The sequence below is a fragment of the Streptomyces fulvoviolaceus genome (assembly GCF_000718165.1).
GTDB classification, from domain to species: Bacteria; Actinomycetota; Actinomycetes; order Streptomycetales; family Streptomycetaceae; genus Streptomyces; species Streptomyces fulvoviolaceus.
Window position 1 is genome coordinate 41418 of sequence record NZ_JOEY01000038.1, and the last position, 13694, is coordinate 55111.

The following is a 13694-nucleotide window of genomic DNA, read 5'->3' on the forward strand; positions in this document are numbered from 1 at the left end:
ACCGAAAGGTGAACACCATGCCCCTCGGACTGGTCCGGCGGCGATTCAGGAATGCCCCCGGAGGCGCCGCGGGCCACACGCTTCCCGTCCCGGCCGGCGCGGGTGTCGTCGTCCGCGAGATCCTGGACCCGGTGAACCAGCCCCTGGGCGGCGCCGATGTGACGGTGACGGAACTGCGCAGCCACCAGGTCGCGGCACGCGGCACCACGGACCCGTACGGCATGTTCATGGCCGTCCTGCCGCCGGGCAGTTACAGCCTGCTGATGATGGCCGAGGGACTGGAGCCGCACCGGGAGACCGTCGAGGTCGTCGCCGACGCGGGGTTCTCCTCGCAGCAGGTGTGGCTTCAGCCGGCCCGGCAGGCCGAACTCCCGGTCCCCGGAACCTGGCTCTTCGACCCGCCGCACACGGCGATCCGCTTCATCGCCAAGCATGTCGGCATGGCCCATGTGCACGGCCGTTTCGAACGATTCGAGGGCGGCATCCAGGTCACCCAGGACGTGTCCGAGTCCCGTGTCCACGTGCGCATCGACGCGTCGAGCATCACCACGGGCAACAACACCCGTGACACGCACCTGCGTTCCGCCGACTTCCTCGACGTCGACCACTTTCCGTACATCGACTTCAGGAGCACCCGCTTCGCCTACCGGGGCGGCAGCAAGTGGAACCTGCTGGGCACCCTGACCATGCACGGCGTGAGCCGGTCGATGTCGCTGGACACCAGCTACCTGGGCATGGTCAACGGCGGCTACGGCGAGGAGTTGCGCTGCGCCGCCCTGGCCAAGGCGGAGCTGCACCGCGAGGACTACACCCTCAACTGGCGTTCCATGCTGGCGCGTGGCATCGCCGTGGTCGGCCCCACGGTCCAACTGGAGCTGGATGTCCAGGCGATGTACCGCACGCACGACACACCGACGCCGCCGGAGTGATGACGACCCGGTCGTTTTTTGCCGGTTACTGGGGCCACTCCGGGCACGGATCGGGCGCATGATGACGCCGACCAAGTGTTCCCCATGACCGGAGGCACAGATGGACATCGGTATCGGTCTTCCCAACACGGTCCCCGGAACCGAAGGAAAGGCCCTCATCGACTGGGCGGGCAGGGCGGAGGAAGCGGGGTTCAGCACCCTCGGCACGATCGGGCGGCTGGTGTACTCGGGCTACGAGGAGCTGATCGCCCTCGCCGCGGCCGCGGCGGTCACCAGCCGGATCCGGCTGACGACCAGCGTGCTGCTCGCGCCGCTGTACACCAACACCGCGCTGCTCGCCAAGCAGGCGGCCTCGCTCGACCGACTCTCCGCCGGGCGCCTCGTCCTGGGAGTGGCCCTGGGTGGGCGCGACGACGACTACGCCGCCAGCGGGCTGTCCACCAAGGGCAGGGGGCGTCGGCTGGAGGAACAGCTGACCGAGATGAAGCGCGTCTGGTCCGGCGAGGAGCGCGGACTCGCCGGCGCGATAGGGCCGGAGCCCGTGCGCAGCGGTGGCCCCGAGCTCATCCTGGGCGGCTCGACCGAGACCGCCTTCGAGCGCGTGGCCCGGCTGGGCGACGGCTGGATCATGGGCGGTGGTACGCCCGACATGTTCGCCGAGGCCGCGCCCGGTGTCGATGCCGCCTGGCGGAAGGCCGGGCGCGAGGGCACGGCACGGAAGCTGTCGTTGGCCTACTTCGCGCTGGGGCCAGGCGCCCACGCGCAGGCCAATGCCTACCTGCTGGACTACTACGGCTTCCTCGGCGACTTCGCCCGCCAGGTCGTGGCGGGGGCCGCGGTGAGTGCGGAGATGGTCAAGTCCACTGTCGCTGCGTTCGAAGCGGGCGGCTGCGACGAGCTCATCTTCGTCCCCACCGGATCAGGGCTCGACCAGGTCGGCCTGCTCGCCGAGGCGATCGCCTGATCTGCCGGGCGGTGCGCTCGGTGCGCGATGGCGTCGGAAGTCCGGGAAGAGCAGGAGCAGCGCGAGCGCGGTCGTGACGGTCAGGACACCGCCACCGGTGACGGCCCAGGTGGTGCCGAAGGCGGCACCGGTCGCGCCGTGCACGAGGTCTCCCAGGCGCGGCCCTCCCGCGGCCACCACGGTGTCGACCCCCTGCAGACGGCCCCGCATGTCGTCCGGCACGGCGGTCTGCAGGACGGACTTGCGGAAGACGCCCAGCGCGAGGAGCGCACCGCCCGCCAGGACCAGCCAGCCCACCGCCCAGGTCAACGAGCTCGACAGCCCGAACGCGCCAACGGCCAGACCCCACACGGCCACCGAGGCCGCGACCGCGACTCCGTGGCGGCCGGTACGGGTGAAGCTCCCGGAGAACAGCGCCGCCAGTACGCCACCGGCCGAGACGGCGGCGTACAACACCCCGACGTCCGACGGCCGGAACGTCTCCCTCGCCAGTTGCGGGAAGAGCGCGGTGGGCAGACCGAGGAACAGGGCCGCGAAGTCGGCGAGATAGACGACCAGCAGCACCTGACGTGTCACCAGCAGACGAACCCCTTCCGCGATCCGCCGGACGCCCGCGCCACGCGCGGCGGCGCCGGTGGGCGGGAGGGGCGGCAGCCGCCCTACGGCCCAGAGCGTCGCGCACAGGGCGACCGCGTCGGCGAGATACAGCACCTGGCTTCCGACGACCGGGAGCAGTGCGCCGGCCAGCAGCGGGCCGGCGATACCGGCGGACCAGACGACCATCGACTGCAACGCGTTCGCGGCCGGCAGCAGTTCCTGCGGCACCAGCCGGGGCACGACGGCCCCGCTCACCGCGGCATTGGCGCCGAACAGGGCCTGCTGCACCCCCACCAGGAACAGCAGCACACCGACCGACTCCAGGTGCGCGCACGCCTGCGCCCACAACAGCAACGACGTCACACCGGTGCCGGCGGTGGTCACCAGCAGCACGCGCCGCCGATCCCGCACATCGGCGAGCGCGCCTCCCCACAGGGCCGCCATCGCCATGGGGACGAAGCCCACCAACCCGGCGAGTCCGACGTACGCCGACGAACCGGTGAAGCCGTAGATCTCCATCGGCACGGCGACCGCCGTCAGCTGTCCCCCCAGCGCGGTCACGCTGCCGGCCACCCACAACCGCCGGAACGCGGGCCGTCGCAGCGGCCGCACGTCTACCATCACGCTTGTTCGCTGGCGCACCGTCGCCCCCTGTCGCAGCCATCGCTGGACCGATGCTGGGGGCTCCCGTTGGGGCAAGGTCAATGAGCCGCTTCGGTGTGTGTACGGCGGACCGTCGCGGCCGCAAGGCGCAGAACCGTCCAGAAGGCGATCCGTACCGCCCCGACCGGCAGGGCACGTATGTTCCAGATGACAGCTGACGACGTGTTGTCCGTCCTCGCCCTGTTGCGGCGGGCGGAGGTGGATGTCTGGGTCGGTGGAGGCTGGGGGATCGACGCCCTGGTCGGCGAGCGGACCAGAGTCCATCGCGACCTGGACCTGATGCACCGGCAGGAGCAGGAGGCCGCTGCGATGGCAGCCCTGTCGGCGGTGGGTTTCACGGAGGTCCTGGACTGGAGGCCCGTTCGGTTCGTCGTGAGGGCTCCCGACGGGCTCGAGATCGATCTCCATCCGCTGGTCTTCGCCGACGACGGCTCCGCTGTGCAGGCGTCACCCGAACCGGAGCGGCCTTTCACCTACCCCTCCTCGTGCTTTGTGACGGGCACGATCAAGGGAACGCCCGTCCCGTGTCTCTCTGCCGAACAGCAGGTCTACTTCCATCAGGGATACGAGCCGTCGGAACGCGATCGGCACGACATGGCACAACTCCGTCGCGTCTTCGGGATCGCCACGCACTTCTGAAGGTCAACCGGGCTGTCCCACGGCGGCTGTCGAGGCCCGGACGATCAGTCGGCAGGGCAGCCGGATGTGCAGGGGCTCGGGCAGGCCGTCGAGGATGCGGAGCATCAGGCGGGCGGACTCCGCGCCGATCTCGTGCTGCGGGGTGCGGATCGTGGTCAGGGGCGTGGCCATGCGGTCCAGCATCGGCATGTCGTTGAAGCCGATGACGGACAGGTCGCGCGGGCAGTGCAGGCCGGCCTCGGTGAGGGCGTCGAGGACGCCGAGGGCCATCAGGTCGTTGCCGGCGAGGACGGCGGTGGGGCGGGGGTGGAGAGAGAGGGCCGCGTGGGCGCCGGAGCGGCCCGCCTCCGTGGAGTACGTCGTGCCCGGGAGGACCGGGCAGTCGCCGCGGTCCAGGCCGAGCCGGTCCACGGCGTCGAGGAAGGCGCGGTGGCGCAGATGCCCGGTGGACAGGTCCTGCGGGCCCGCGAGATGGGCGATGCGCCGGTGGCCCAGCGCGGCGAGGTGGCGTACGGCGTCCAGGACGCCCTCGGCGTCGTCGCCCGTCACGCTGGAGTGGCGGGGGTGGTCGCTGACGCGGTTGAGGAGGACCAGAGGCGTGCCCGCGTCGGCCAGGCGGTCCAGCAACGGGTGCTCGCGGCGGGCCGTCGCGACGATGAACCCGTCGCTGCGGCGGCCCAGCAGCATGGCCACCAGGCGTTCTTCGCGGTCCGCGTCGTTGTCCGTGTCGGCCAGCAGGGCCAGATGGTCGGCGGCGCCCAGCACCTGCTCGATGCCGCGCACGATCGGCGGGAAGAGCGGGTTGGCCAGGTCGGGGATCAGCACCCCCACCGTGCGTGAGCGCCTCGTGCGCAGGCCGCGGGCCAGCGAGTTGGGCTCGTAACCGAGGGCCTGGGCGGCTCGGACGATACGGCGGACCGTGTCCGGGGCCACCCGGTGACGGGTCGCCGGGTTCAGCGCCTTGGAGGCGGTGCCGGGGTGGACGCGCGCCCTGCGGGCCACATCGGCGAGTGTGACGGTCACCGTGCGCCGCCCCTTGACGGGCAGTCAGGGCGTTCATACTGTCCAGAAGACAAACGATTGCCGTCCATGAATCCTGAGCTTAGATCCAGATCATGGAGCGCTCAACACTCGGTAACCGACACATCGTTTGCCTTGCGTACGACAGCGGAGGGACGCCGCGATGACGACGCGAACGGAACCGGTGAAACCGCGGATCGGCTGGATCGGAACCGGCCGGATGGGCAGCGCGATGATCCGACGGCTGCTCGGCGCCGGCTACGAGGTCGGGGTCCACAACCGCACCCGCGCCAAGGCCGAGGCACTGCAGGAGTACGGCGCCACTGTCGTCGGCTCCATGGCCGAACTCGCCGACCGGGACGTGGTGTTCACGATGGTCGCCGCTGACGACGCGCTCACCGAGGTGACCCTCGGCGAGAACGGGCTGCTGCGGCAGCGCCTCGCTCCGGACGTCCTGGTGGACTGCTCGACGGTCTCCCCGGAGGTCTCCCTCCAGGTCCGCGCCGAGTCGGCCAAGGCCGGAGTCCGGATGCTCGCGGCGCCGGTCAGCGGCAACCCCTCGGCGGTCCGGGCGGGCACGGCGGCCTTCGTCGTCTCGGGACCGACACAGGCGTACGACGTCGTCCGGCCGCTGTTGACCGCCATCTGCGGCGCGGCCACCCGCGTCGGGGACGGCGAGGAAGGCCGGCTCGTGAAGATCGCCCACAATCTGTTCCTCGGTGCGGTCGTCCAGTCCCTCGCCGAGATCACCGTGCTCGCCGAGAAGGGCGGGGTGCGGCGCTCGGACTTCCTGGACTTCATCAACACCTCGGTGCTCGGCTCGGTCTTCACCCGCTACAAGACCCCCGCCTTCACCCAGCTGGACTTCACCCCGACCTTCACCCCCCAACTGCTCCGCAAGGACTTCGAGTTGGGCCTCGCCGCCGCCCGGGAGAGCGAGGTGAGCATGCCGGTCACGGCACTCGTGCACCAGCTGGTGCAAGCCTCCGCACAGACTCAGGGACCACAGGTCGACTTCGCGGTACTGCTCACCGAAGTCGCCCGCGCCTCCGGGCTGTTGCTGCAAGCGGAGGTGGAGGAGCGATGACCGTTGCACACGCCCCCGGCCACACCGCCGTCGACTTCGAGTCCCGCGTCGACTTCGACCGGCTGCGCGCCTACCGCCTGGAGCGGACGCGTGCCGCCCTCGACGCCAGCGGGCTCGGCGCCCTGCTCCTCTTCGACGTCAACAACATCCGCTACCTCACCGGCACGATGATCGGCGAGTGGTCGCGAGACAAGATGACCCGCTACGCGCTCCTCACCCGTGAAGGGGAGCCCGTCCTCTGGGACTTCGGCTCGGCGGCCCGCCACCACCAGCTGTACGCACCCTGGCTCGAGCCGGACAACTGCCGGGCCGGAATGCTGGGCCTGCGTGGTGCCGTACGCCCCGAGGCCGGGCTCTTCGACCGGGCCGTCGCCGAGATACACGACCTGCTCCAGGAGGCCGGGGTCGCGGACGAGCCCGTCGGCCTGGACATCGTCGAGCCGCCGCTCCTGTTCGCTCTCCAGCAGGCCGGGTTGCGTGCCGCCGACGGCCAGCAGGTGATGCTGGACGCCCGGCAGTTGAAGAACCCGGACGAGATCCTGCTGCTCACTCAGTCCGCCGCCATGGTCGACGGCTGCTACCAGGCCATCTCCGAGGCGCTCAAGCCCGGCGTGCGTGAGAACGACATCGTCGCGCTCGCCAACAAGTACCTCTACGAGCAGGGCTCCGACGACGTCGAGGCGATCAACGCCGTCTCCGGGGAGCGGTGCAACCCGCATCCGCACAACTTCACCGACCGGCTGATCCGGCCCGGCGACACCTGTTTCTTCGACATCATCCAGTCGTACAACGGCTACCGCACCTGCTACTACCGCACCCTGAACGTCGGTTCGTCGACCGCCCCGCAGCGCGCCGCCTACCGTCGCGCCCGTGAGTGGATCGACGCGGCGATCGACCTCGTCAAGCCGGGCGTGACGACCGACGCCATCGCCCGCGCCTGGCCCCGGGCCCAGGACTTCGGATTCGCCACCGAAATGGACTGCTTCGGGCTGCAGTTCGGGCACGGGCTGGGGCTCGGACTCCACGAACGCCCGATCATCAGCCGGCTGAACTCCCTGGAGAACCCGGAGGAGATCCAGGAAGGCATGGTCTTCGCCCTGGAGACCTACTGCCCGGCCACCGACGGCTACTCGGCGGCCCGCATCGAGGAGGAGGTCCTGGTCACCGCAGACGGCGCCCGGGTGCTCACCCTCTTCCCCGCCCAGGAACTCTTCGTCGCCAACCGCTACTGAGGGAGGGACGACAAGTGGATGTAGAGCTTTATCGCCAGATGGTGCGCATGCGCGCCATGGAGAAGCGGGCCTACGACCTCTTCCTGCGCGGTCTCGTCAAGGGCACCAGCCACCTGTCCACCGGCCAGGAGGCCGTGGCCGCCGGATTCGCCGCCGTCATGCGCCCCGACGACTACACCTTCGCCACCTACCGGGGCCACGCCCACACCCTGGCGCGCGGCGCCCCCATGGCGGCGATCCTCGCCGAGCTGATGGGCCGCGGGAACGGCCTGATGTCCGGCAAGGGCGGCAGCATGCACCTGACCAGCACCGAGCACGGAATGATGGGCAGTTACGCCATCGTGGGCGCCCACCTCCCCATCGCGGCCGGCGCCGCCTGGTCGGCCCAACTGCGCGGCACCGAACAGGTCGCGGTCTGCTTCTTCGGCGACGGGACCGCCAACATCGGCGCGTTCCACGAGGCGCTGAACCTCGCCGCCGTATGGCAGCTGCCGGTCGTGTACGTCTGTGAGAACAACCAGTACATGGAGTACACGCCGATCGCCGACGTGACCGCCGTGGAGCGGCCCGCGGCCGACCGCGCGGCGGCGTACGGGCTGGAGCGGATCGTCGTCGACGGGAACGACGTCGAAGCGGTGTACGAGACGGCGCTCACCGCGTTCAGCAAGGCGCGCACGGGCGGCGGACCGAGCCTCATAGAGGCCGACACCTACCGGCACGGAGGGCACTCGCGGGCCGACCCGGGGACGTACCGCCCGCAACAGGAGGTCGAGGACTGGCTCGCCCGCGATCCCCTCCCCGCCTACCGCGCCAAGCTGCTCGCCGCCGGGATCGACGAGGAGACCCTCGCCGGGATCGAGGACGCGGCCGCCCGGGAGACCGACGAGGCGACGAAGGCCGCCGAGGACGGGCCGGTTCCCGAACTAGCCCTCATCGAGCGCGACTTGTGGGCCGACGGAGGTGCGGCATGGCGCAACTGACGTACCGGGACGCGGTCGCACGTGGTCTCGCCCAGGAGCTGCGGCGCGACGAGCGGGTCGTGCTGATCGGTGAGGACGTCGCGGCCGCGGGCGGGGTGTTCAAGACGACCGCCGGGCTGCTCGACGAGTTCGGGCCGCGGCGGATACGGGACACGCCGATCTCCGAACAGGCCATCCTGGGCGCGGCGATGGGCGCCGCGATGACCGGGCTGCGACCGGTCGCCGAGATCATGTTCAGTGACTTCTTCGGCGTCGGCTGGGACCTGCTCGCCAACCAGATCGCCAAGACCCGTTACATGGCGGGCGGTCAGTTGTCCCTGCCGCTGGTGGTGCGGGCCGCCAACGGCGGGGGTCTGCGCTTCGGGGCGCAGCACTCGCAGGACGTGGCCAACTGGGTGATGGCGGTGCCGGGACTCAAGGTCGTCGTACCGTCCACGCCCCGCGATGTCATCGGCCTCCTGGCGGCCGCCGTACGGGATCCCGATCCCGTCATCTTCCTTGAGGCCAAAGGGCTTTACCCGGTCCGGGGCGAGGTTCCGGACGGCGAGATCACCGACACGTTGGGCTCCGCCGTCGTACGGCGTGCGGGGCAGGACTGCGTCATCGTCGCGCTGGGGCTGATGGTGCCACGTGCGCTGGCCGCCGCCGAGCGGCTCGCCCGGGACAACGGCATCGACGCCGAGGTGCTCGACCTGCGCAGCCTCGTGCCGCTGGACGTACGCGCCGTGCTGGACGCGCTGGAGCGGACCGGGCGGCTGTTCACCGTCGAGGAGAACCCCCGGCTGTGCGGCTGGGGCGCCGAGGTGGTGTCGATCTGCGCCGAGGAGGGGTTCACCAGCCTGGACGGGCCGCTGGTACGGATCACCACCCCTCATGTCCCGCTGCCCGCCGCCGACTCGCTGGAGGACGCGGCGCTGCCGAGCGTGGACCGGATCGCCGACACGATCGCCAAGAGCATGGACTAGCTGGAGTCGTCATGGGTGGAGCGGATGGGCTGTCCCGGCGGGAGTTCACAACTGTCGGGCTGGGGCTGGGACTTGCCGCACTGGTCGGTTGCTCGGGCGAGGGATCGGCAGGCGGCGGCGACGAGGACGAGCTGGTCATCGGCGCCTCGCTGCCGCTGACCGGGCAGTTCTCGCAGCCGGGTCAGGAGGCCGGGCGCGGTTACCGGATCTGGCGGGAGATGGTGAACGCCGACGGCGGGATCCTCGGCCGCAAGGTCCAGCTGAAGATCACGGATGACGCCAGCAGCCAGGACACGGTGGTCTCCGACTACACCCGGTTGATCACCCAGGACCGGGTGGACTTCCTGCTCGGCACCTTCTCCTCGCTGCTCAACTACCCGGCCTCCGCGGTCGCCGAGCGGCAGGGCATGGTCTTCGTCGAGCCTGCCGGCGGCGCGGAGAACATCTTCACGCGCGGCTTCGACCACCTCTTCTTCGCCCAGCCCGCGCTCTCCGCCGACCAGGCGAACACCTTCGTGGACTGGGTGAAGTCCCTGCCGGCGGCCGAGCGTCCGACCTCGGCGGCGTACACCACCCAGGACGACCCCTTCACCCGGCCGGTCATCGAGCGGCTCCAGGGACTGCTGGAGGACCTCGGCATCAGGACCGTGTACACCAGCGTCTATCCGGCCGAGACCACCAACATGCAGCCGATCGCCGCCGCCATCGCGGGCAAGAAGCCCGAACTCCTCGCGCAGGGCGCGGTGTTCCAGGACGGCGTCGGGTTGGTCCGTGCTCTCAAACAGCAGGACTTCTCGCCCAAGGCCTTCTTCCAGATGTCCGCGCCGAGCAACGCCGGGCAGTACAGCAAGGGCGTCGGCACGGCCAACACGGAGGGGGTCTTCTACTCGGTCAGCTGGCACGAGAGCGCGCCGACCCCGCTCAACAAGGAGTTCGTGACGGCGTACGCGAAGGAGTACGACAACGCGGTCCCCGCGGAGGACGCCGCCGACGCCTTCGCCGCCGCCCAGGTGCTGCGGGCCGGCATCGAGGGCGCGAAGGGGACCGACCAGGACAAGGTCGCCGAGTGGCTGCACGCGAACGAGGTCGAGACCATCCTCGGCCCGTTGAAGTGGGACAAGCGGGGTGCGCCGCTCGGCAGTTTCCTCCTCGCCCAGTGGCAGGGCGGGAAGGTCCAGATCGTCTCGCCCGAGGACGCCGCCACCACGAAGACGGTCATCTACCCGAAGCCGGGCTGGAGTTGACGTGGCCCAGTTCGTCCAGACCCTCGCGCTGGGGCTGCTGATCGGCGGGGTGTACGCCCTGATGGCCTCGGGCCTCACCCTGATCTTCGGCGTCATGCGCGTCATCAACGTCGCCCAGGGGGCCTTCCTCGTCCTGTCCGCCTTCGTCACCTGGTGGGTGTGGCGGGCGACCGGCATCGACCCGATCGCGCTGGCCGCCCTCACGACCCCGCTGATGTTCGGCCTCGGCTGGGCCTTCTACCGCCTGGTCGGCGCCCGGCTGCGATCCGCGCCCCCGTCGATGTCCGTGCTGCTGATGTTCGGCGTGGCGCTGCTCATCGAGGGCCTGCTCAATGTGACGGCCGGCAACCGCTTCCGGTCCGCCACTCCCGGCTACTTCGACGAGTCGTACACGCTGGGCCCGATCTCCCTGCCCAAGGCCCCGCTGTACGGCTTCCTCGCCGCGCTCGCCGTCCTGGCCGTGTTCTACGCCGTACTCGACCACACCTGGACCGGGCGGGCCATCCGAGCGTGGGCGCAGAACCCGTCCGGCGCCGCCCTGGTCGGAGTGAGCGCCGTACCGACCGCCACGCTGGCCTTCGCCCTGGGCACGGCCAGCGCGGGCATGGGCGGCTCGGTGCTCTCCGTCCTGGTGCCGTTCTTCCCCGCCTCGCACTACGAGTGGATCGCCCGCATCCTCGGCATCATCGTCCTGGGCGGCCTCGGCAGCCTGCCCGGGGCGCTGACCGGCGCGCTGATCCTCGGCCTCGCCGAGTCGCTGACCTCGGTGTACGTGTCCCCGCAGTGGTCGATCCTGGTCTTCTACGGCGTCATCATGGCGGTGCTGATCGTCCGTCCGCAGGGCCTGTTCGGGACGCGGGTGCGGGAGGACGTGGCGGCATGAAGTGGGTAGTCGGGGTGGTTGCGGCGGCGCTCGCCGTCTACCCGGTGCTGGGCATCGGCACCGAGTACCACCTGACCGTCGCCGTGCTGTGTCTGTTGCTCGCGGTCCAGGCCGTGAGCTGGAACATCCTCTCCGGGTACGCCGGTTACGTCTCGCTCGGTCACAGTGCGTTCCTCGGCATCGGGGCCTACCTGGGCGGTATCGCCGCCGAACGCCTCGACATCAACCCGCTGTTGGCGGCCCCGCTCGGCGGAGTGCTCGCCGCGGGCGTCGCGGTGGCGATCGGTGCGGTCGTGCTGCGCTCGCGTGGCGCCGCCTTCGTCATCGTCACCATCGCCCTGCTGCTCACGATGCAGGTCCTCGCCACCAACCTGCCCCAACTGACCCACGGCAACCAGGGGTTGGCGATGCCGCTGCCGCCCTGGTCCCGCGACACCGGCAACCTGCCCTTCTACTACCTCTTCCTGGCCCTGCTGGCCCTGACCCTCGCCTTCAGCGCCTGGATACGGACCCGCAAACTCGGCTCCGGCCTGATCGCCATCCGGGAGGACGAGGGCAAGGCCGCCGCCATCGGCATCCCCACCACCCGCTACAAGGTGACGGCCTATGCCTCGGGCGCCTTCTTCACCGGCGTCGCGGGCGGGATCTACGGCTACTTCCTGTCGTACATCAGCCCCACCACCATGTTCGCCGTCCTGGCGAGCGTCATGGTGGTCCTGGCCGCGCTCCTCGGCGGGCGCGGCAGCCTGTACGGACCGGTGGTCGGGGCCTTCGTCGTCGCCATCGGCAGCGAGGCGGCCACGGTGTACGGCGGCGGGTCCAGCAGCAGGCTGCTGCTGTTCGGGGCGCTGCTCACAGGCGTGGTGCTGTTCCTGCCGCAGGGGCTGCTGCCGGGCGCGGCCGCGTGGTGGCGGGCGCGGCATCCGCGGACGGTGGAGTACACCGACCAAGAGGGCGCGTTGGGGAGGCTGCCGCCGGTGCGGGCCTCCCTTGCCTCAGGAAGCCAGGCCGAACTCCTGCGGATCAGTGGAGTGTCGAAGCGATTCGGTGGCCTGGTCGCGGTGGACGGCGCCGATCTCGTCGTACGACGAGGCACGATCACCGGCCTGATCGGCCCCAACGGGTCGGGCAAGACCACCCTGTTCAACCTCGTCACCGGCACGCTGCGTGCCGACGCGGGGGAGATCACGTTCGAGGGCCGGCACATCGACCGTATGCCGCCCTGGGAGCGGTGCCACCTGGGCCTCGGCCGCACCTTCCAGACGACCAGACTCTTCCACGGGATGAGCGTCCTGGAGAACGTCGTCGCACCGCTCCCCGACGGCCGCTGGCGTACGGCGGTACGAGGCGGAGTCACCGGCGCGGAGGCCCGACGGGCGCGTGAGCTCCTCGACTTCATGGGGCTGGGGCGGTTCGCGGCGGAACCCGCGGGCTCACTGTCGTACGGGCAGCAGAAGCTGGTCGAACTCGCCCAGATCCTGATGCTCGACACCCGGCTGATCCTCCTGGACGAACCGGCCGGCGGCATCAACCCGGCGCTGGTGGAACACCTCAAGGGCGTCATACGCCAACTCGCCGACCAGGGCGTCACGTTCCTGCTCGTCGAGCACAACATCCCGCTCGTGCTGGACCTGTGCGACCCGGTGGTCGTGTTCTCGCAGGGCAGGACGATCGCCGAGGGACCGCCGGGGAAGATCCGGGACGACCCGGCGGTCCTGGAGGCGTACCTGGGGGACCCGAAGGCCGAGCGGAAGGTGGAGCGGCCGTGCTGACCCTCGACGGTGTGGTGGCGGGCTACGGAGGCGGCGACGTCCTGCACGAGGTGTCCCTGTCGTGCCCGCCGGCCACGGTCACGTGCCTCATCGGCCCCAACGGTGCGGGCAAGTCCACGGTGCTGCGGGTGATCTCGGGACTGCTGAACCCTCGCAGGGGAGAGGTCCTGCTCGACGGTGTTCTCCTCTCCGGACTCTCCCCGCGCGACATCCTGCGCCACGGCATCGTCCAAGTGCCGCAGTCCCAGGCGCTGTTCCCCAAGATGACCGTCGCCGAGAACGTCCTGATGGGCGGCTATCTCCTCCGCAAGGACCGCGCCCTGCTGCGCGCCCGGCGCGCCGCCGTCGAGGAACTCGTCCCGCTCGTGCGCGAGCGTGCCTCGGAGCCGGCCGGGAACCTGTCCGGCGGACAGCGCCGCATGGTCGAGATCGGCCGCTGTCTGATGCTGGAGCCGAAGGTCGTGATGATGGACGAACCCTCCCTCGGCCTGGACCCCCACAGCCTCGCGGCCGTCGCCGCACTCATCGAGCGCATCCACCGGTCCGGGGCCACCGTGCTGCTGGTCGAGCAGAACGTACGGGTCGGGCTCGGCCTCGCCACCCACGGCGTCGTCATGGAAGGCGGCCGGATCCGGCTCACCGGCAAGGCCGCCGAGATCGCGGCGCACCCCGACATCGGGCAGCTCTATCTGGGCGCCCCGACCACAGGAGGACAGTGA

Annotated in this window: 13 protein-coding genes; 11 read left to right on the plus strand and 2 right to left on the minus strand. The window is 70.5% G+C overall.

Annotated features, from left to right (window positions below; all coding sequences use genetic code 11):
- Positions 1 to 17: 17 nt before the first annotated feature.
- Positions 18 to 929, plus strand: a complete 912-nt coding sequence (locus IG08_RS0135190) for a YceI family protein (protein WP_030612233.1) — start codon at positions 18 to 20, stop codon at positions 927 to 929.
- Positions 930 to 1029: 100 nt separating this feature from the next.
- On the plus strand, positions 1030 to 1893 hold the full coding sequence (locus IG08_RS0135195) for an LLM class flavin-dependent oxidoreductase (protein WP_030612237.1): 864 nt from the start codon (positions 1030 to 1032) through the stop codon (positions 1891 to 1893).
- Here IG08_RS0135195 and IG08_RS0135200 read toward each other — a convergent pair.
- Positions 1849 to 3111 (minus strand): MFS transporter, encoded by a 1263-nt coding sequence (locus IG08_RS0135200; protein ID WP_030612239.1) that lies wholly within the window; start codon positions 3109 to 3111, stop codon positions 1849 to 1851. The genes IG08_RS0135195 and IG08_RS0135200 overlap by 45 nt on opposite strands.
- Positions 3112 to 3300: 189 nt before the next feature.
- Between IG08_RS0135200 and IG08_RS0135205 the strand changes: the two genes are divergently transcribed.
- Entirely contained in the window at positions 3301 to 3792 is a 492-nt protein-coding gene (locus IG08_RS0135205; protein ID WP_030612242.1) for a nucleotidyltransferase domain-containing protein, read from the plus strand.
- A 3-nt stretch (positions 3793 to 3795) separates the two neighbouring features.
- Here the strand turns inward: IG08_RS0135205 and IG08_RS0135210 are convergent, their stop codons facing one another.
- The gene (locus IG08_RS0135210; protein ID WP_199820957.1) at positions 3796 to 4815 is read right to left on the minus strand and encodes a LacI family DNA-binding transcriptional regulator; all 1020 of its coding nucleotides are present in this window, start codon (positions 4813 to 4815) and stop codon (positions 3796 to 3798) included.
- 160 nt (positions 4816 to 4975) lie between these two features.
- On the opposite strand from IG08_RS0135210, the gene IG08_RS0135215 reads away from it, so the two are divergent.
- From IG08_RS0135215 to IG08_RS0135250, 8 genes are read left to right on the plus strand one after another with little or no spacing between them, the layout of a single operon-like run.
- Entirely contained in the window at positions 4976 to 5899 is a 924-nt protein-coding gene (locus IG08_RS0135215; RefSeq protein ID WP_030612247.1) for an NAD(P)-dependent oxidoreductase, read from the plus strand.
- Positions 5896 to 7131 carry a M24 family metallopeptidase gene (locus IG08_RS0135220; RefSeq protein WP_030612250.1) on the plus strand — a complete coding sequence of 412 codons (1236 nt, stop codon included), beginning with the start codon at positions 5896 to 5898 and terminating at the stop codon, positions 7129 to 7131. Before IG08_RS0135215 ends, IG08_RS0135220 begins: the two co-directional genes overlap by 4 nt.
- A 14-nt stretch (positions 7132 to 7145) precedes the next feature.
- Positions 7146 to 8111: a thiamine pyrophosphate-dependent dehydrogenase E1 component subunit alpha gene (locus tag IG08_RS0135225; protein WP_234343042.1), complete on the plus strand. Its 966-nt coding sequence runs from the start codon at positions 7146 to 7148 to the stop codon at positions 8109 to 8111.
- Entirely contained in the window at positions 8099 to 9076 is a 978-nt protein-coding gene (locus IG08_RS0135230; protein WP_030612256.1) for an alpha-ketoacid dehydrogenase subunit beta, read from the plus strand. Before IG08_RS0135225 ends, IG08_RS0135230 begins: the two co-directional genes overlap by 13 nt.
- Before the next feature lie 11 nt (positions 9077 to 9087).
- Positions 9088 to 10320, plus strand: a complete 1233-nt coding sequence (locus tag IG08_RS0135235; protein WP_052424994.1) for an amino acid ABC transporter substrate-binding protein — start codon at positions 9088 to 9090, stop codon at positions 10318 to 10320.
- A gap of 1 nt (position 10321) precedes the next feature.
- A complete protein-coding gene (locus IG08_RS0135240; protein WP_030612261.1) occupies positions 10322 to 11203 on the plus strand; it encodes a branched-chain amino acid ABC transporter permease in 882 nt (293 codons plus the stop codon).
- Positions 11200 to 12975, plus strand: coding sequence for a branched-chain amino acid ABC transporter ATP-binding protein/permease (locus IG08_RS0135245; RefSeq protein ID WP_043456014.1), 1776 nt, complete (start codon positions 11200 to 11202; stop codon positions 12973 to 12975). The genes IG08_RS0135240 and IG08_RS0135245 overlap by 4 nt, the downstream gene beginning before the upstream one ends.
- Complete coding sequence (locus tag IG08_RS0135250) at positions 12969 to 13694, plus strand: ABC transporter ATP-binding protein (RefSeq protein WP_030612267.1); 726 nt, start codon at positions 12969 to 12971, stop codon at positions 13692 to 13694. The genes IG08_RS0135245 and IG08_RS0135250 overlap by 7 nt, the downstream gene beginning before the upstream one ends.

What these genes read in the sequence shown, in the direction of transcription:
- IG08_RS0135205 (WP_030612242.1), top strand. Translation starts at nt 3,301, where the DNA reads ATGACAGCTGACGACGTGTTGTCCGTCCTCGCCCTGTTGCGGCGGGCG.
- IG08_RS0135230 (WP_030612256.1), top strand. Translation starts at nt 8,099, where the DNA reads ATGGCGCAACTGACGTACCGGGACGCGGTCGCACGTGGTCTCGCCCAG.
- IG08_RS0135190 (WP_030612233.1), top strand. Translation starts at nt 18, where the DNA reads ATGCCCCTCGGACTGGTCCGGCGGCGATTCAGGAATGCCCCCGGAGGC.
- IG08_RS0135220 (WP_030612250.1), top strand. Translation starts at nt 5,896, where the DNA reads ATGACCGTTGCACACGCCCCCGGCCACACCGCCGTCGACTTCGAGTCC.
- IG08_RS0135235 (WP_052424994.1), top strand. Translation starts at nt 9,088, where the DNA reads ATGGGTGGAGCGGATGGGCTGTCCCGGCGGGAGTTCACAACTGTCGGG.
- IG08_RS0135245 (WP_043456014.1), top strand. Translation starts at nt 11,200, where the DNA reads ATGAAGTGGGTAGTCGGGGTGGTTGCGGCGGCGCTCGCCGTCTACCCG.
- IG08_RS0135195 (WP_030612237.1), top strand. Translation starts at nt 1,030, where the DNA reads ATGGACATCGGTATCGGTCTTCCCAACACGGTCCCCGGAACCGAAGGA.
- IG08_RS0135200 (WP_030612239.1), bottom strand. Translation starts at nt 3,111, where the DNA reads ATGGTAGACGTGCGGCCGCTGCGACGGCCCGCGTTCCGGCGGTTGTGG.
- IG08_RS0135215 (WP_030612247.1), top strand. Translation starts at nt 4,976, where the DNA reads ATGACGACGCGAACGGAACCGGTGAAACCGCGGATCGGCTGGATCGGA.